The 18060-nt window shown below is 57.8% G+C and carries 13 protein-coding genes and 1 pseudogene; 11 read left to right on the top strand and 3 right to left on the bottom strand.

Annotated features, from left to right (window positions below; translation table 11 throughout):
• The first annotated feature begins 339 nt into the window (after window positions 1-339).
• On the top strand, window positions 340-1143 hold the full coding sequence (locus tag EN969_RS00070) for a hypothetical protein (RefSeq protein WP_024505378.1): 804 nt from the start codon (window positions 340-342) through the stop codon (window positions 1141-1143).
• A 525-nt stretch (window positions 1144-1668) separates the two neighbouring features.
• Here the strand turns inward: EN969_RS00070 and EN969_RS00065 are convergent.
• Window positions 1669-3783 (bottom strand): hypothetical protein, encoded by a 2115-nt coding sequence (locus tag EN969_RS00065; RefSeq protein WP_224570035.1) that lies wholly within the window; start codon window positions 3781-3783, stop codon window positions 1669-1671.
• A 1348-nt stretch (window positions 3784-5131) separates the two neighbouring features.
• Here EN969_RS00065 and EN969_RS00060 point away from each other — a divergent pair.
• The 6 genes from EN969_RS00060 (at window position 5132) to EN969_RS00035 (ending at window position 11040) form a co-directional block, all read left to right on the top strand.
• Window positions 5132-5461: a hypothetical protein gene (locus EN969_RS00060; protein WP_081714433.1), complete on the top strand. Its 330-nt coding sequence runs from the start codon at window positions 5132-5134 to the stop codon at window positions 5459-5461.
• A 71-nt stretch (window positions 5462-5532) separates the two neighbouring features.
• Window positions 5533-5775: a nodulation protein NopA gene (locus EN969_RS35720; RefSeq protein WP_224570034.1), complete on the top strand. Its 243-nt coding sequence runs from the start codon at window positions 5533-5535 to the stop codon at window positions 5773-5775.
• A gap of 117 nt (window positions 5776-5892) precedes the next feature.
• On the top strand, window positions 5893-6783 hold the full coding sequence (locus EN969_RS00050) for a hypothetical protein (protein ID WP_024505382.1): 891 nt from the start codon (window positions 5893-5895) through the stop codon (window positions 6781-6783).
• A 232-nt stretch (window positions 6784-7015) separates the two neighbouring features.
• A complete protein-coding gene (gene sctV / locus EN969_RS00045) occupies window positions 7016-9079 on the top strand; it encodes a type III secretion system export apparatus subunit SctV (protein WP_063169272.1) in 2064 nt (687 codons plus the stop codon).
• 53 nt (window positions 9080-9132) lie between these two features.
• Window positions 9133-9675, top strand: coding sequence for a tetratricopeptide repeat protein (locus EN969_RS00040; protein ID WP_082826568.1), 543 nt, complete (start codon window positions 9133-9135; stop codon window positions 9673-9675).
• Window positions 9676-10569: 894 nt separating this feature from the next.
• The gene (locus EN969_RS00035) at window positions 10570-11040 is read left to right on the top strand and encodes a MucR family transcriptional regulator (protein WP_024505385.1); all 471 of its coding nucleotides are present in this window, start codon (window positions 10570-10572) and stop codon (window positions 11038-11040) included.
• Between the two features lie 228 nt (window positions 11041-11268).
• Here the strand turns inward: EN969_RS00035 and EN969_RS00030 are convergent, their stop codons facing one another.
• Both EN969_RS00030 and EN969_RS00025 read right to left on the bottom strand, forming a co-directional pair.
• A complete protein-coding gene (locus EN969_RS00030) occupies window positions 11269-11481 on the bottom strand; it encodes a cold-shock protein (RefSeq protein WP_008874821.1) in 213 nt (70 codons plus the stop codon).
• Window positions 11482-13024: 1543 nt separating this feature from the next.
• Window positions 13025-14146 carry a DUF418 domain-containing protein gene (locus EN969_RS00025; RefSeq protein WP_063169274.1) on the bottom strand — a complete coding sequence of 374 codons (1122 nt, stop codon included), beginning with the start codon at window positions 14144-14146 and terminating at the stop codon, window positions 13025-13027.
• A gap of 751 nt (window positions 14147-14897) precedes the next feature.
• Here EN969_RS00025 and EN969_RS00020 point away from each other — a divergent pair.
• The 4 genes and pseudogenes from EN969_RS00020 to EN969_RS00005 all read left to right on the top strand — a co-directional run.
• Window positions 14898-15356, top strand: a complete 459-nt coding sequence (locus tag EN969_RS00020; protein WP_224570033.1) for a response regulator transcription factor — start codon at window positions 14898-14900, stop codon at window positions 15354-15356.
• Window positions 15357-15600: 244 nt separating this feature from the next.
• Window positions 15601-16033: pseudogene (locus EN969_RS00015) on the top strand (helix-turn-helix domain-containing protein); the annotation flags it as partial.
• A 619-nt stretch (window positions 16034-16652) separates the two neighbouring features.
• Window positions 16653-17312 carry a response regulator transcription factor gene (locus tag EN969_RS00010; RefSeq protein WP_024505389.1) on the top strand — a complete coding sequence of 220 codons (660 nt, stop codon included), beginning with the start codon at window positions 16653-16655 and terminating at the stop codon, window positions 17310-17312.
• Window positions 17309-18060: HAMP domain-containing protein (locus EN969_RS00005; RefSeq protein WP_127418962.1), on the top strand; the 752-nt coding region annotated here is incomplete at its 3' end. The genes EN969_RS00010 and EN969_RS00005, both read left to right, overlap by 4 nt.

Below are 18060 nucleotides of genomic sequence, written 5' to 3'. Positions count from 1 at the left end.
CTGCCCAGTTCAAAACTGACCTGGCTCCATGCTAGTGGCAAATGTCGGCTGGCCATCCGTGCCCCAGTGTCTCTGTCAGGCCAACCGCGCAACCGCGGGCCTGGGGCAATCACTCCCCTCGGATCTGCCACCCAGCAACTACGGCAAGTCCTCCGGGCATGACCTTGCAGCCTCTGCTGGCCGGTGCGTGGCGCAGTCCGAGGTTTTGAGGCCGGCAGTGCGGATTTGATTGGTGCAGCCGTTGGAATGCCCTCGTCAGCTAGTCGTCAACTAAGCGCCCTATGTTGAACAGCCGTGCTAACTTGAGCTCGGTTGCGAAACATAGGAGTACGAATCGTCATGTATGGTCGAATTGGTGGCTCATCCGATAGTTACCGCGCGCATAATGCCGGCGAGCAATCGGATGCAGGAAGCGAAGGGTTCGCGGACACATTTGCCCGAATGCACTTATCCGGATCGGAAGGTAGCGGCGCCTCATCATCGGCGGCTCCCCAAGCATACTCCCTCAATTCCCGACCTCCTGTGGTGGAGATCAACAGGACTTCCTTCAGGAGACAGGTGAGGCAATTTCATGGTGATGAAATCACGCACATCGCCGACAATCCTCAAGAGTATTCGGAGTTCGTATCGTCACGAGCCAGGCGCACCGCGGACGTTGCTCAGCAATATGGCATCCGTCGAGATACGGAGCACGCGCGATATTTCAGTTACCAATTGGGAGACCGGAGTGCCGGACTGCTGAGAATGGAAGGCGGATTCAGCATGAACGAGTTCGAATCGGAAAGTTGGCGGGAACAATTTCCTGGTCGAACTGAGGTCACTTCCATAGTGGATCTTCAAGTCGCCCATCCGCTCGTCGAAAATGCGGGCGATATTCTGCTGGAGCATCAACTTCGGATAGACGGCGACCGACCGTTGCTGAATTGGCGTGCGGCTAATCCGGAAGCACAAGCGCGCGCGCAGACGATGGGGTTTGTTGAAGTGGATCATGGCGACCTGGTGCTTGACCCTACGCAGCATCCCGACAAATGGACGAAGAACAGTGCCGGTGAGTGGCAGCGTGCAGGCAAACCTCCACTCTATCTCCACAAAACCGAGGATAGCGACAGCAGCGATAGCGGGTCCGACGACGATTTCATGTGATTTGTCGACCCGCCGCCGAGCCTTGCAACTGGTGACGGTTGCAAGGCTGTTGGCAGTGAATGCTAATTGTCCGGCGACAGCCCCGCCTTAGCGCCAGCGCCGCCGAGCAATCCAGCCCATCTCCCAGACAATAAACTGCGGATGCGCATCGTGGGTGCTTGCGAGCGGATTGTATTCGGGCCGGAACTCCGCCTCTTGGAACCGAGCTCTCCCGAATCCAATTTTCTCCACCACACCGTTGGGTCGTTGCGATGCGCCGATCCCGATCGGATCGGCTATGCCTGCTCCGCGCTCGCAGGAAGACCTTCCGCCTCGATCTTGGCGGCGCGATCTCGGCGATAAGTTGGATGGGAGGCAAGATACGCCGCCACGTCAACAGCCGGTAACGCGACATCGCAAATCGGCCCTGACGGTAGCCGATCGACTCCAATCGCCGGACCGCAACTCGCGCAGCGGCATTCGCGGTTTGGCCAGGAGAAATGCTCGCTGACTCACAGCGTGGCCGGCCGCATTCTGAGTGCCCTGTCATGCAGCCTGCGCCGACGGGAGCTCGGCACGCGAATGGCGTGGTTGGCGGCCAAGCCCTGAGGTCAACAAGGACTTACAGAAAGCGGGGGTGAGTTTGCCGCGATGAATTATGACCTTCTCGCGACCGGACCTAGCATCGGCTTCCTCTCGCTCTCGATTGTAGCCGCGCTGTTCGTTGGATTTAACGTGGCAAGCGGTGAATTCGGAATCAGCCAGCCCTTCCAAGTTTCTGGCCATGACGGGGCGACTCGTGTGGATGTGCACCCACATCGGGCTCGGCATCGCACCATTGACCAGCATCTTGGGCTGCAGCTTCATCTCAAACAGCTTTCCTGGCTCGCCACGCAGCGCGACCGGTGCCTCCGGCGGCATCAATTCGTCGGCATTGCACAAATGTTCCAGGTATTTTTGCGCCGGAAATGCGTAGGTCTTCATGCAATCAGTCGTAATGCCGGCTTTTCCTTCATTCAATGCGTTGGCCTGTCCCAGCACCATGTTCAGCAACCCTTTGAGCTGGTCTGTGCGTTCGTGCACTTTGGGTAGCTGGGTGGAGGTGAGTAGCAGGCGTACATTACGCCCCTGCAACCCGGCGAGACAGGTTTGCATCTCAATGGCCTGGGCTCGCAGGTACTGGGCCACATCGTCCACGACCTTACCGGCCTCCTCAGGCTTCATCTGGCGCACTTGGGAGACGACGCTTTGCTGACCGGCCAGATCGAACTGCAAAAGTTCGTCCAATCGTTTGAGCCGCTCCGTCAATACCTCCATTGACAACGCGGCGCCCCCGATTGTCGAGCCTGCCCCCGACGAACTCGCAGCCACCTCTTGCGCTCTCACCTGTGTACTCGCAACTTGATCCGAGCGCGCGAGAACCTTGGCTGCTGGCACTGTGCCGGCGTTCGCAGCGACTGGTGTTGATGGCTGCCCGGCGGCAGAAGTCCCGGCGCGAGCTGCCGACTTATGCTTTGACTTCCCTTTCCTTCGCGCTGTAGTGCCTTCTGACACTGCAGCCGTACCAGCAGTGTCAGCCGGTATCGCAGCGCCTGCCCTGGCCGGCATCGCAGCGCCCGCCTGGGCCTGTGGCGCCATGATGGCTGACGGCGGAGACTGCAGGTTCAACAAGTGCATGGCATCGTGCGCAGTGATCCATGCATCGTCCACGATCCGTTCGAACAGTTTCAATGGGAGGCCGGCATCTGGGTAGGTATGGCTTAGCTTGGTATGCACCTCGTGCAACGCCAATCCAAAATCCGAAAGCCGCTCCATGATTTTTTCTACAACCGCGCAATCATGAGCGTTGAGTGTTTTGCCATCATCCATTATGCCCTTCGCCAAAGAGAGGGCGCGAAGAGCTTCTTGAGCGGCGCTTGCCATCAGCTGCACCACTCCATTTCGACCGACGAGGAGTTCCTTCAAATCTGGCTCGAACCTGCTCGCCCGCAGTTCAATCTTGGCCCGCGCAAGACCGATCCGCTCACGGACCAGCCAGATCCTGACACTCAGTACCGAGCCGGCACGCAGCCGCAGTGCGCACCGCTCGGCTTCCCGCATCACGGGCGTTCCACTGGATAGGCTAGCGGTGGCAGCGCAGGCGGATCGCTGCCGTTCGGAGCGCCATGCCTTTTTTTCCCACCACTTAATTGCCGCCGTATGGTGGTTCTCCACATTTAAAATCAACAGCTCCTGCCGGTCCGCCTGGGAGTAGGAGTAGAGTTTATCGACCATACCTGCCGCTTTCTTGGTCTTTTTGTCCAATTTCGTGATCGTCGACAGGCCAAGTTTGTCTACTTCATTCGCGGCGTCGCACACGATCTGGCAACATCTACGCACCTTGTCGTCTGGCATAATTGTCTGCGCCTCAGCCGCAGGCAGGCTAGCGCGGTACTCCAGAATTGCTGAGGCTGCATCGACGACCCCACTGATCAGCTCCACCGCCTCCTCGGGGACGTCGGTTTTCCTGGCCGCAGCCTCGCAATCAGTCAGTTGTTGAACAAGACTGTTCATTCTGAGCTGTGTCGGACTGATATCTTTATTTGACGATGAGCTGGTGCCTTCCACCTGCGCGGTTGATAGTTGGCTACCGACCGGCGCCATGGCTTCGCCCTCAGACATGGAGGGAGAACCGCGCCGCCTTGCGGCTGCGCCACGTGGCGCTACGGTTCCGCGTGGTGGCGCAGCGGCTCCACGTGGCGGTGTGTTCAGGATTTGATCTTCGCCAATCGAGGCGCCTGGCAGACTTTCGCGGGCATCGCCTGGACCGCGCGCAACTGGAAGGGAGGAGGGCCTCCTATCGGCGTCCCCAGAGCGCATCTGCTCCACAACGGAATCGAATGACTGTCCACCTTCTCCCGCAGCAAGACTTGATTGCGAAAGGGAACTGCTCGCCCGCCCCGCGCGGCTGGCTCCAGTTTCAGCCTGCGATTTCCGTGGTCGGCCAATGCCCTTCATATTGCGTCTCCGTAGTAGGCGAGAATGTGCTGCTATTGTGCTGGCGGCTGACGAGACCAGCGGCATCTTTCGGTTAACGTCACGGTCAGCCAGACCCGCGACGGCGTAATGTTCCCGCCAAAGTGCTTCTCAGTAGCAGGCCAAGATTGGCCCGAGCTCACAGGACTTTCGCAACGTTGCCATCGATGTCCTGAGATTATCAGCGCTTCAGTCCGCCGATTTCCAGGAACAGCGAATGAAATCAGACCAACTCGGCTAGCTCCCCTTCCTAGACACGTGCCTGACGATTTTATTGATGCGTCACTCCTCTCGTTCGCCACCGACAAAGTCACACATTTGCTTCAGAGAAGCGTGTGCGTTGCGTATCACGCGGACCATTTCGATCTATAGTTACAAAAAGTGTCGAGACGGGACCTTTGGATCCGAAGGTCAGGCACGGCCGGCCTAGATAGACCGCTTGGCTGACGATTAGCTGACGATGGGAGTTCTCACGAACAGGGCAAGAAAATCCGACCGCTTCAAGCTTTCGATATGGTGAGAAGAGGATCCGCACCGGCCTCCCAAAGCCGGCAGACCATCCCATGTTCGTACGGTCGCCGACCTTCTCGAAGCCAATGAGCTCACCGCGCCGGGCCGTGATGTGCAGGCGAGAGAATGGTGATGCAAAGACCGAGTTCCTGCTCGTTGCGTGCGCCCGTGGAGCCAGCAAGAATACGGTCATTGCGGTCATGCAGCACGTGGACCGTGTCTCCTGTTCGACACCACAGCATCGAGGATGCAAACGAGCTGCTGCGGCTGCCATTCGGTCGCGGCATGCGTGGACGGCGGGATTGGCCGAACAGCCGAGATCGTGGTCGACTGTTCGATGCGAGAGCAACATCCTGCAGAGCATACGTTTTTGCGCTGGCCGGTTTTTGTCAAAAGCCGTCAGGTTCTCGAAAGCTCCCGCCCTTAGCTTGATCGAGGCTAACCTTTAACACGTCGCCGCCAATGGCAAATGCCGGAGTACCTGATGATAGCAGCAATTGGGAGTGGAGTTGGCAACCTCGGGACTTCCTTGATCCGAAAGGGCCATGGGGATTCGAAATCCGAGCATTCTGGTGATGGCAAGCCGGCTGATGGCAATGATGGCAAGCCAGCTGGTGGGAATGATGGCAAGGCAGCTGGCGGGAACGATCGGGCGGATAACCGGACCGTTTCAAATGATCAACTTCAAGACAACTCACAGTCTGCAGCACAAAGTGAAGCCTTCCAAAGTATCCTGCGATCGTTCGCGTTCCAATTCGCGAACGATGCGATGGCTGAGGCCGATGAAGCTTTGGATGACACAGAAGATGCCTGACGCGGGAAATCCGGCGTGAGGTCATACAGGCCGTTATTGACGGCACAACTCCAACAGAAAAAGGAATGATCATGGCTGCAGTTGATAATAATAAAAAATCAGGCAATACCAATACCAGTAGCGCCGGCAATACCGATAAAACTAACAGTGGCACTCCCGGCAATACAAGCGGAGCTGATGCTACTGCTTTTCAGGCGCAAGTGCAGGAACTAACCAATGTTAGCTTGGAGGCGACGAAAAGGAGTGTCCAGTTGCGCACTCTAACGACCAATCTCCAGACCATCAAGAAGGCCGCCGACGAACGCGTTTCGTAATGTCGGAAGCGGGTTTTAGACTGCCCCCTAGCGCGTCTCCTTATTGACGCGACGTAGTCCCGAAATGAGCCGCATGGCAATTGCCATGCGGCTTCTATCCTGTTTGAGAGATGCTCTGTGGATGACGCCGTTTCCCTCCGTTTCGAAGTGCGTTCGGGGCACTATTGCGGTCTGACCGGCAAGACGGATCTTCAAAAGTGTTTAATCGGCAGCGGCTTCGATGCCGATTTGGTCTTTGTCGAGCAGGGACTGGCACCGCATCACCTTCGTGTAACTCTTCTTGGCAAGTCGATCGAACTGGAGGCGCTTGCACCCGGACTCAGTATCGAGGGCAACCGGAATATCGCCGCAGGCCAGTCCGTTGTTGTGCCCCTTCCTGTCGTCCTGCTCGTAGGCGAGATGTCCATTGCTTTGTCCGTGCAGGATGCAGAGCCGCCTGGTTCGACCGGCATACCGCGCCTACCGATCGGTGTGCTCGCCATGGTCATAATCAGCTCACTCGGGATCGGCGCGCTTTCAGGCACGATCTCCTATCTTGGCAATGCAAGTGGATCGAGCCCCAATTCACTTCGGGCTGAAGTCGCGTCCAGAACGATCAGTCACCGCGCTGACAATGAACTTACGGAGGCAGCGGCCCAAGAGCTGCAGGAGGAAGTCGATCGAGCGGGTCTTCTCGACGTCAAGATTGGGTCGGCAAAGGGTGTTGTGACCGCCGAAGGCACCGTCACGTCTGAATCGGTCATCAGTTGGCAGAAGCTTCAGCAATCGTTCGATCGTCGCACCAAGGGTACTCTAACACTGGTGAACGGAGTGCTCATCAAAGAGGAGAAGGCGCCATCCGCAATCGCGGTCGAAGCTGTGTGGCATGGGGTCCAACCATATATTGTCATCGACAGCGAGAAGTATTTTGTCGGCGCCATTTTGGCTGATGGATGGGTGGTCGAACGTATTGAGGACAGCCGTGTGCTGCTGAGCAGGAATGGCCGCATTGCTGCTCTCCAATATTGAAAGCTCGCAGGCCCCATCAAGCAGCACTCTATGGCCAGCCAAACATCCTGTCGCGCTCGGTGCTGACAAGCTGGCTGCGTTGGAAACATTTGCTGCCCAGCCATTTCGCGCCTGCTTGTGGCTCTCATGCAGGGTCACGCGCTGGCCAAGGCTGAGGCGCCTTCGGAGTTCGAAAGCCACGTTTCATGGCGTAACAGCAGAGTAAGTCTCAACCGATTGCAAAGGTGTCTCGATGGCCAACGTCCTGCGTGACTTCATCAAGCGTGCGCCGGCCAGCCCGGATTTAATGGTTGCGTTGATGCTGCTTCTGGCTGTCGCGATGATGGTCATGCCTATCCCGGTCGTGGTGGTCGACGCCCTGATAGGATTCAATATGGGGTTGGCCATACTGCTGATGATGGTTGCCCTGTATGTCAGTACTCCACTTGATTTTTCCTCTTTGCCCGGCGTTATTTTGATTTCCACTGTATTCCGTCTCGCGCTCACGGTCGCAACGACGCGACTGATCCTGGCCGAGGGGGAGGCCGGCAGCATTATTCATACTTTTGGCGATTTCGTCATTTCAGGCAATATCGTGGTGGGTTTCGTCATATTTCTGGTCGTCACCATGGTGCAATTCATGGTCCTCGCGAAGGGTGCCGAACGGGTGGCAGAAGTGGCGGCGCGTTTCACGCTGGATGCTCTGCCGGGCAAGCAAATGGCGGTCGACGCAGAGCTACGCAACGGCCACATCGATGCCAACGAATCCCGCCGGCGGCGCGCCGAATTGGAGAAGGAAAGCCAACTCTATGGCGCGATGGACGGCGCGATGAAATTTGTGAAGGGCGATTCCATCGCCGGGCTGGTGGTTATCTGCATCAACATGCTGGGTGGAATTTCGATCGGCCTGCTCTCCAAGGGCATGTCCTTCGGCGAGGTACTGCATCACTACACTCTGCTGACGATAGGCGATGCATTGATATCGCAGATTCCGGCCCTTCTGCTCTCCATTACTGCGGCGACCATCGTCACCCGTGTGACTGGGACGGCGAGGATCAACCTCGGTACAGAAATGGTCAGTCAGCTCACGGCCAGCACTCGAGCCTTGCGACTGGCGGCCGGCGTCCTGGTTGTAATGGGGTTCGTTCCTGGGTTTCCCCTCCCCGTCTTTCTGATGCTGGCCGCAGTGTTCGCTGCGGTAAGCATTGTCAAGGCTGATGTGCTGGGCGCCGGCACTGCCGATGCGAAAGGTGGAACTGCAGCGGAGCCTAAGCAAGCCGCGCCTGCGAAGGAATTCCCGATCGCATTTTTTCTAGCGCCAGATCTTATGCAGGCGGTCGATCAAGCCGAATTGCAAAAACATATTGGGCGCGTTTCGCTCCTGGTCACAGCCGATCTGGGCATTATCGTTCCTCGCATCCCTGTCTTGGTTGACGAGCAGCTGCCTGAATCGCAATTCCGAATTGATGTCGAGGGCGTGCCAGTCGAACAGGACGCCTTAGATCCAAACCAGATGGCGCTCCGAGCCGATGTAGCGCACGTCGACTCGAGCGGTGTCCCCCTTAGACGTGAGCCGAAAACGGACAGACTCCCGGTTGAACATACCCCTGCAAAGGCCCTTACGGGCGCCGGCACGGAGCATAGGGCTCCCGGCGAACTCCTCGCCTTGCGCGTCCATGCAGCGTTGACCCGCTACGCACCGCGATTGGTGGGCATCCAAGAGACCCGACATTTCCTGGGCCGAATGGAGCAGGAATATTCTGAGCTTGTGAAAGAGGTGCTACGCACGACGCCGATTCCTCGGATTGCCGATGTTCTGCGCCGCCTCCTGGAGGAAGGTATCCCAATCCGCCACACCCGTCTCGTGTTGGAGGCATTGGCCGAATGGAGCGAGCGTGAGCAGAACGTTGCCCTGCTGACGGAATATGTCCGTTCTGGTTTGAAGCGACAGATCTGCCACCGCCATGCCAACACGGAGGGCATCGTGTCCGCCCTGGTCGTCGAGCGCGAGAGCGAGGATGTGATGCGTGGCGCGGTTCGAGATTCGGATGCAGGCCCCTATCTCGCACTGGAGGATCGGCAAAGCGAAGCGATGCTATCACAGATACGTCAGGTCCTTTCGAACGCAGAACCGGGTCAAACCCGCCCTATTCTGTTGACGTCGATGGATGTCCGACGTTTCGTCCGCGGCTTTCTGACGCGAAACGGGGTTGATCTCGCCGTGCTGTCTTATCAAGACCTCGCCTCCGACTTTACAATTCGCCCCGCAGGATCCGTCACACTCCCGCACGGATCGAACAGCGGATTGTTAGAGTAGTCCCACCTTTCCTAACTGAACGCCACGCGCCTCCCCGATAACTGAGAGATAACATGAATAGTAATACAGTTTCTCCATCGCCTATGTTTCTGCGCCGGAACTCACTTCTTTTTGCCGTACTCGCCATTCTGCCTTTGGGCGGTTGCGCCAGCTGGCAAAAGCCGGCTCTTTCCGTGCAGGAGACATCTTCCCCCGAGTTGCTCAGCGCCGATCAAATCGATCCGGCTATGCGCGAACGCATTTTGCGCGAAGTTGGTCAGGATGTTCAAGAGCGGGCTTTGCGGGATGAGGTGAAGCAGCACCCGGACAATGTTGATGCGGCGATACGACTTACAAATGCCTTGGTGGGCCAGAAGCGCCCGCACGAAGCGGTTGAGGTGCTCGACAGCGTCTTGGTTGCAGCCCCAGGAAACGTACGTGCATTGAATGCGAAGGGCGTGATTTTGGACATTGAGGGGCGGCATGACGCGGCACAGGCCCTGTATCGGCGAGCTCTCGAAAACGAGCCAGGCAATCAGATGGTGCAGCATAACTTCAATCTGTCGCTTGCCTTTAACGGCAAGTCCGAACAACCAAGGTTAGCACGATCGCAATAGGTGGGCACAGTGCATGCGCAGCCTGTTCCCCGGCTCGAACACGCGCTCGGCTCCCATCATAGATGGCCCCCTGAAGAGAGCCATATCTATGCAAAACAGTTGCTCCAGATCTGGCCGGCAGAGATCGGCAGGAGAGCCGGATGACATCACGCGGCCACCCGCAAGGCCACCCGCCTCGCTTCGTTGCCAGAGCGCCCTCTCCCTCGCCGGTCACCGTCTCGCAATGCGGCGACCTGGCTTAAGGCGGTCGACCGAGCGCCCGATGCAGTAGCCATGAATACGTAACGCAGCGATGGACCCGCCGGATCGTGTCGCGCTTGTGCTGGCCGTCCCTGCCATTACAGCACGGTGATTGTAGCTGGATCATATTCTAGAGGCATCGATGGTGTGGATGCCTTCGATCCAAACAATCGATTTGTTGAATTCGTCCGCCTGAGGAAATTAGCTGCGGCGATCCGACTTCCGACGCCTGCAGGCGCAAAACCAACAGCGTGAGCGCTGCGGGTCCGGAGGCAGGCTGCAAAGTGCAATCACCAGCGCTGATAAGCGGCAAGTGAAGAATGTATCGCTCGGGCAACTCCTGTGTTGTGCACGGTTGCCCCGCGAGGTGAACTGTAGCAGCTTGGCAGCTCAGCGTTCACGAAAGGAGAAAAGATTTGGGGCCAAGCAAAGACCGGCTTTTTTGATTGTCTTGCTGTATCGCTATGGTGGGGCGGGCGCGACCGCTCCCATAATTCAATACGCTGCCTTTAGCGATGGACGATGACGGGATGCGTCGCCGAGACTTCAATGGTGGAGGAGCAGCGCACCCGTCGATCCATTTGCTTTCAGCGGCAACCGCCACTATGAAGCGACACTTCGCCCAACTGTGTTTCAAGCTGCCCGGAGAAGTTTATGACAGAAGAACCCCACAAGACCGACATCCTCATCGAGCTCACTGCCGATGTTGTATCAGCCTACGTCTCCAACAACCCCGTCCCGGCGGGGGAGCTTCCTGCCCTGATCGCCCAAGTGCACGGGGCTCTAAACGGCACGGCTGGACTCATACCGGCAGAAGAGCCTGTGCCTGTAAAAAAACCTGCTGTCCCGATCAAAAAGTCGATCGAACCGGACTACATCATTAGCCTTGAAGACGGCAAGAAATTCAAATCGCTAAAGCGCCATCTGGCGACGCACTATGGTCTGACCCCAGACGAATATCGCGCCAAATGGGGTCTGCCGTCGGATTATCCCATGGTGGCGCCGAATTACGCCGCTGCGCGCTCCGCCTTGGCCAAGACCATGGGACTCGGCCGCAAACCGAAAGAGCCGGAAGCCCCAGCCACGGCGCCGGCGAAACGGACCCGCAAGAAGGTCGCAGCCTAAATCCGTATCAACAGTCGTTCGGACGCGCAGCAGCCGTTGGCCCAATCTGCGCGGAATCAAAGGGCGGGGATGAGCCCCGCCTTTCCCGTCCAAGAGCCTCATTTCCAGAGTAATTCATGATGGCTCCAGCAATCCCTGCCGCGGCATTAACTTGCATGCTCCGGCCCGGGTTTCGAGCCGTCAATGCGTTCCGGCGATGACGAACCTTGCCAAGGCTTTCCCGGACCGTTAGCCAGCCTTGCTGAGGCTGCCTGCAGAGGACTTTCCCGTGCGGCGATCCTGTTCCACCTCGTAGTTGATCTTCTGGCCCTCATTAAGGGTCGACAGGCCCGCTCGTTCAACAGCGGAAATGTGGACAAAGACATCCTGACCGCCGTTGTCAGGCTGAATAAAACCAAAACCCTTCGTGCTGTTGAACCACTTCACCGTTCCAGTCGCCATATCCATTCCTTTGTAATAAGTCGCAACTTAGGCAGGCCATTCACGCCAGCCTGATTTGTACACGAGACTTTAGGCGCATCAAAATCGGAAAATTGCAAGGCCCACTCGATCGCCTGATCTCCAGCAGCAACTGCAACATATGCGAGGCGCGTGCCAGACGAGGCGTATGCCAGACGTTTCGTCGTGCGCTGTCGCTCGAACGTTGACAGAAACAATGACACACCTTGCAAACTCGGCACATCTTGTGGACGTGCTCGGGTCGCTTCTCGACTGCGATACCCGCTCCTGACCGGGTATCGTCGGCCAAAATGAGAGTTTTTGTCATGTGCCGCCAGACCGAAAGATCAGGCGCGCAGCGACCTGCACATTCAAACCGGAACCCGCGAACCTCGATTAGCTTCTGCCTGCTCCGAAGGGCGGTAGCCTGCTCTGAGGCGGGCCACTGTCGGGTTGAAAACCAACTGTCGGGTTCGGAACCCCAGATTGTCGGCAAGGTACGCGCCGCCCACTGGTTGGCCAAAGGGGCACTGGCTCCTGATCCTGCCGCCATGCTCGCCCGATCTCAACCCGATCAAGACAGGTCTGCTCAAAACTCAAGGCGCGGCTGCGGAAGAAGGCGGCCAAAACTTTCGACGCTCTCTGCGGAACTCTCGGCGATATCTGCCAGCTGTAGGAGCCAAATCAAAAACCATTAATTGCGACAGGTGATTTTATGACATTCATTGCGAAGAGGCCAGAATGAACAGCGGAAGAGAGTAGCAGCTCTCTGGTCGCGGCGAGGTGGATCGTCGACACGATCGGCACCTGGCCCGTGCGGGGATCGCACCGCAGCCAGCACCAGAGCCAGACCTTGACCGCTTGCCTTGCTCAGGCGCCACAACAACGAGTGGCTGGAAGCAGATCCACGTGAACTCAGCGATATCGATCAGACGATGCTTACCCTCATGAAAGCCGATCCCGACGCTGTCCAGCGCCGCGAAATCCTGACCAGCATATGGCGCATCGGATGCCACCGCCTGCACACTCACCATCGACATGCCGGAACTCGGAACCAAAGGCCGCAAGCCTCGCCGGCCTCGGCAAAATGGAGCGGCCGCGCCTTCATCCGGGGCGGCCGGGCCAATGTTCGCCAGGCCCTCTACATGCCCGGCCCTTCGCCCTGCGCTTCAACCCCGACCTCAAGGCAAAATACCAGGCGCTAAAGGCGGCAGGCAAACCCGCAAAGGTCATCATCTTGTTGCGAAAGCTCCTCATCCTAGCAAACGCTCTCCTCAAGGCGCAGCGAAAATGGCCCCTAAAACCCTTGACCGAAACGGATACCTTAGCCTTTCAGGTGAGGCGGGCCGAGATAGACCAACCGCGGGTTTAACTTCGCGAGTTTAAGCTGATTATGCCGATGCAACTCTAGCGCCTGCGCGACCGTTTTAGCTTCCATCAACAAGGCGGCAGGCTGGGAGGAAGTACCCTCCCCTGCCGCGAACAAGCTTTGGACAAAGCCCCACCTTGTCCGTAATGTGATCGGGAGGCCGGGGCGCGGCGGTGCTCAGCGGATGTGACGCGCGAGATCTGCGACCCTACCCATCAGCACTTCCATCGGTCCTCGCTGGAAGATGCGCAGCCAAAGCACCGCAAAAGTGCTGATAACCACAACGAAGCCAAAGAGCGTGGACAGGCTCTCGTCTTTGAAAATGTTTATCTTCATAAGATAGGCTATTCCCGCAATGTGCAGCACATAGGCCGTCAAAGACATCGAGCCGACTGCGATTATTGGCCAGACCAGCTTTCGCAGACGCGGGAGCGCATCCACAGCGAGCATGCAAGCCGCCAAGATGATCATTGCGCAACCGGTGCTGCCCACGATCGAAAGCGTCGTTTCGCTATGAGGTGCGGCTATCCATGACGACTTGACTATAAATGACGACTTGGAAGGCTCAAAAGCGCCGTCAACGTCAGACCACCACAAGGAGGTTTCAGTCAAAGCGCGGGAACTCAGCGCGAGCAAGGATCCCCCATGGCCCAACACGGCCAGCGCGACCCCCGCCAGACCAAGGCGCCAATGCGCTGCTAGCGTATTAAGATTAAGGCGCGCGATGGCCATGCCAGCGATGAGGAAAGGAACCCAGGTCACCGCGGGATAGTAGCCGTTGACCATGAGGTTGAAGACCGGGTCGAGGAGGTTGGGGGCAACCGACAGAAGGGAGGAACGGACTTGCGGGAGAACTAATGCCGTAGCGGCAGCGATCAAGCCCAGCTGATATGCGCTGAGCCGATGGAGCGGCAATACCAACAAGAAGCAAATTCCGTAGTATTCTAGGATGACTTCGACCTGGGTACCGAGGCAGCCCAGGATTGAGCCAAGCGCGAGCAAAACAAGGGCACGAATTGCGACTCTGGCGATGGCCTGTCTACCGGCTATCCCCGACTTCGGCGCCTTGCGACCTGTAATCAGGAGGATTGAAAAACCGGCCAATACGGCAAACAGGGCCGACGGCCGCCCATGGGTTAGTTCCATCAGAAACCCGACTAGTCCTCCTTCGCCGGGGTCGGGACCGAGATGGGCGGCATACATCCCGAAGACAGCCAGGCCCCGAGCGAGGTCGATGCCGACCAGCCGATCTACTACCGACCCATTCCTAGCGTCGGCAACCGGTGCCTTCATTACCATGGTAGATTCCCTTGTTGGGTGTGTGGATCGCGGGAGCCGCGATAGGAGAGCCGGTCGGCTGCTGCCGTCGCCTCGTGAAAGGGTTCAAAACATCGCGCCATCTGGCGCATCGAGCCGGCGACAGAGCTGTTCAGCCATTAGCCTGGGGTAAGAACAACAGATCGGCTCACAAAGCCTGTGTCACGGACCTGAAAAGTGGTGTCGCGGAACCGTCGTTTTTTGCATGATGGCTAAGCCGAGAGATCCACTGCACCGACGAGAGACTCAGCGACGTTAGATATCCGATCAGTACGCCGCGGCTCCGCCGGTGACGATCACCCCGGGTGTCAAGGCCAGGGCGTAAACCTGCCATAATCTGTGGTAGTGCGCCCGCGACCAATCCGTTCGACAAAGCTCGGCGCATGGTCGAGCCAATCATATTCTTCCATGTGGCTGTTGCCTGAAAAACCGAAGACGCCGTTCGCTGGTCCAGCTCCAGACCTCGGCCTGCGTCGGTCATTAGAACCGGCGCGCCTGTTTCCCAAATCAATTTGCTGATGCAGCCGCCGGGGGTCACATTGAGCAAAAGTGCCGAGTTCAGGACGGGTTTCATAGGGGCTCTTCGTTTGGCTTTGTTAACGACCCCTTTCTTGCAAGTTGTAGCTGACAGCAGCCTGAAAGCTCCCCAAATAATTCGCTGCCGCCGGTTCAGCCTATTGTCAGCTTCGACCAATAAGATGGGAGCCTTGCCCTCATACCGGAGCTCGGCAGCATGATGCGAATACTGCTCACTGAAGACGATAAGGACCTTGGAAGTGCTATGCACGATCATTTGGTGGCTGGTGGCCACGCGGTCGACTGGGCCAAGAACCTGTCCGAAGCGCGCGATTATGCAGCTGTGGTCGGCTACGACCTTATTTTGCTCGACGTTCACCTGCCGGACGGCAATGGGATCGACTATCTGCGGGAGCTGATCAAGGAACTTGAATCGGCACCGGTCATCATTCTGACAGCCTGCGATCGGATTTCGCATCGCATCGAGGGCTTCAACGCTGGAGCCGACGACTATTTGGTCAAGCCGTTCGATCTGGGGGAACTCTCAGCGCGTATCCATGCAGTGGCACGTCGCCATGGGCATTTTCCGGAGCCGCAATTTTCGGTTGGGACGCTTTCCATACAGGCAGCCGAGCGACGCCTCTTCCGCGACGGGCAGGAGGTCTACCTGACTTGACGCGGATGGGCGGTGCTCGACTACCGTCTGCCCCAGCCCTGCACGGTCGTTTCAAAAGGGAAGATCGTGGACGCGCTTTTCGGCAGACGGCGCTGATTCATACTCTAAAAGAAAATTCGGCTTCCAGTTGCCTTGGCCATGACTTTCCTTCCCGAGAGATGGGTGACAGTTCATTCCGGATAGATGGGTTACACTTTCGGCCCTTTGCAAGGAGAGCAAGGTGCCTTGGAAGGAGTGTAACGTCATGGAAGAGCGGCTGAAGTTCGTCGCCCGGCTGCTGGACGCGAGAAGATGGCGGTGCTTTGCCGGGAGTTCGATATCTCGCGCAAGACCGGCTACAAGATCCTCACGCGCTACAACGACAGCGGCCTGGAGGGCTGACGGACCGATCGCGGCGGCCCTATCGCCACGCCAATCAGCTTCCGTTTCAAATCGAGAAGCTGATTGTGCGCCTCAAGCAAGACAAGCCGACATGGGGTGCGCCGAAGATACGCGAGCGGCTGGCCCGGCTGTATCCGGATGTGCACCGGCCCGCGATCTCGGCCGTGCATGCCGTGCTCGACCGCCACGGCATGGTCGAGCGCCGCAAGCGCAGGCGCAACAGGGCGACGGGGACACCACTTTCAAACGGCTGTCGCCCTAACGATCTTTGGTGTGCCGACTACAAGGGCGAGTTCGGCAGAGAACACGGCCGGGACAGGGGATCACAAACACTTGACCGTTCCAGACCCTGGCAGTGGCGCATCGATTGACCGTTGGCTCTGTTCGTGGGCACCGAAAATAGGGCCTTCTTGGTCCTCGGCAGAGAATATGGCCCGGACGGGGGATAACAAACACTTGACCGTTCCAGACTCTGGCAGTGGCGCATCGATTGACCGTCGACTCTGTTCGCGAGCGCCGAAAATACGGACGACCCCTATGGTCAAAGTGCACTTCTGACCTGCTAGGCACTGTTCGATAACTGGAGGCACCCGCTACGGTGCCCTCGTATTTAAGACACCTGTCAGTTTCAAGCCTGGACATTGACGCGTGGCGCGGCTGCCATTCGTTGACCGCCACGTCGAATTGCCCGCCAACCAGTGTACAGCCGCCGGTGGTCACATTGAGCAAAAGTGCCGAGATCAGGAGGGGTTTCATAAGGCCTCTTCGTTTGGCTTTGTTAACGACCCCTTTCTTGCAATTGTAGCTGACAGCAGCCTGAAAGCCCCCAGATATTCGCTGGCGCCGGTTCAGCCTACTGTCAGCTTCGATCAATAAGGCAGGAGCCTTGCCCTCATACCGGAGCTCGGCAGCCTGATGCGAATACTGCTCATTGAAGACGACGACGACCTTAGAAGTGCTGTGCACGATCATTTGGTGGCTGGTGGCCACGCGGTCGACTGGGCCGAGGGCCTGTCCGGAGCGCGCGGTCATGCAGCTGTGGCCGGCTACGACGTTATTTTGCTCGACGTTCACCTGCCGGACGGCAATGGCATCGACTATCTGCGGGAGCTGATCAAGGGGCTTGATACAACGCCGGTCATCATTCTGACAGCCCGCGATCGGATTTCGCATCGCATCGAGGGGCTCAACGCTGGCGCCGACGACTATTTGGTCAAGCCGTTCGATCTGGGGGAACTCTCGGCACGCATCCGTGCAGTGGCACGTCGCCAAGGGCATTTTCCGGAGCCGCAATTTTCGGTTGGGACGCTTTCCATACAGGCAGCCGAGCGACGCCTCTTCCGCGACGGGCAGGAGGTCCACCTGTCTGGACGCGAATGGGCGGTGCTCGACTGCCTTCTACGCCGGCCCGGTTCGGTCGTTTCAAAGGGGAGGATCGAGCACGCGCTTTATTCATTCAATTCGGAGTTCGAGAGCAACACAGTGGAGGTTTATGTCAGCCGGCTCCGCAAGAAGATCGGCGGGGATAGAATAGCAACCGTGCGTGGCTCCGGATACAGGCTCGTGGTCACATGACGAACTCGAACAGCATGACGAGAAAGCTGATATCGTGGTTAGGCGGGGCAACGCTCCTGGTTTGGATCGCCGCCCCAACCATTGCTGCGTTCATTTTTTGCAATAATGTAAACGAAAGTTCGGATGACTTGCTCCAGGGGAGCGCAGAGTACAGAGAACCAGAGCTGATCAAGGTCTTGAATGGAAAACACGTTGATCAATACAATAACCACTTGCCAACTTATGAAAAGTACTGGACCTATCGTGAGCAGGTTATTAATAAGTACGGGGTAGTGCTTATTTCTGAACCGGAAGAGGGTCAGCAGCCCTTCCCTGATGCTCCCCTGAGTAACGGCTTTTGGCGAAACGCTGATTACCGCGTCTACACAGAGGAGATCCAAGACGGCGTGTATCATCAGTTGGCCGAACCGCTTGATGGCCGCCGTACCACAATCGCGAAGGGCGCACTTTTTGTCTTCCTTCCGACACTCGTGCTCCTGCCCTTTAGCTTAGCTGTTTGGTGGATCGTGATCCGGCGCTCGCTGCGGCCAATCGAGGTACTGCGACAGCAGATCGGATCGCGCGACGGCGGCAATCTGTCACCAATGGACTTGGGCGATTTCCCGGCAGAGTTGGCTCCAATCGCGGCATCCGTCAATCGGCTTCTCGATCGTCTGCGGGCGGCTCTCGAGGCCGAACGCGAGTTCGCCGCAAACAGTGCGCATGAACTGCGCACGCCGATCGCAGGTTCAATCGCTCAGATGCAGAG

Source organism: Mesorhizobium sp. M7A.F.Ca.CA.003.01.2.1 (genome assembly GCF_003998945.1).
GTDB lineage: Bacteria > Pseudomonadota > Alphaproteobacteria > Rhizobiales > Rhizobiaceae > Mesorhizobium > Mesorhizobium ciceri.
This window is presented reverse-complemented; position numbering and strand designations above follow the sequence as displayed.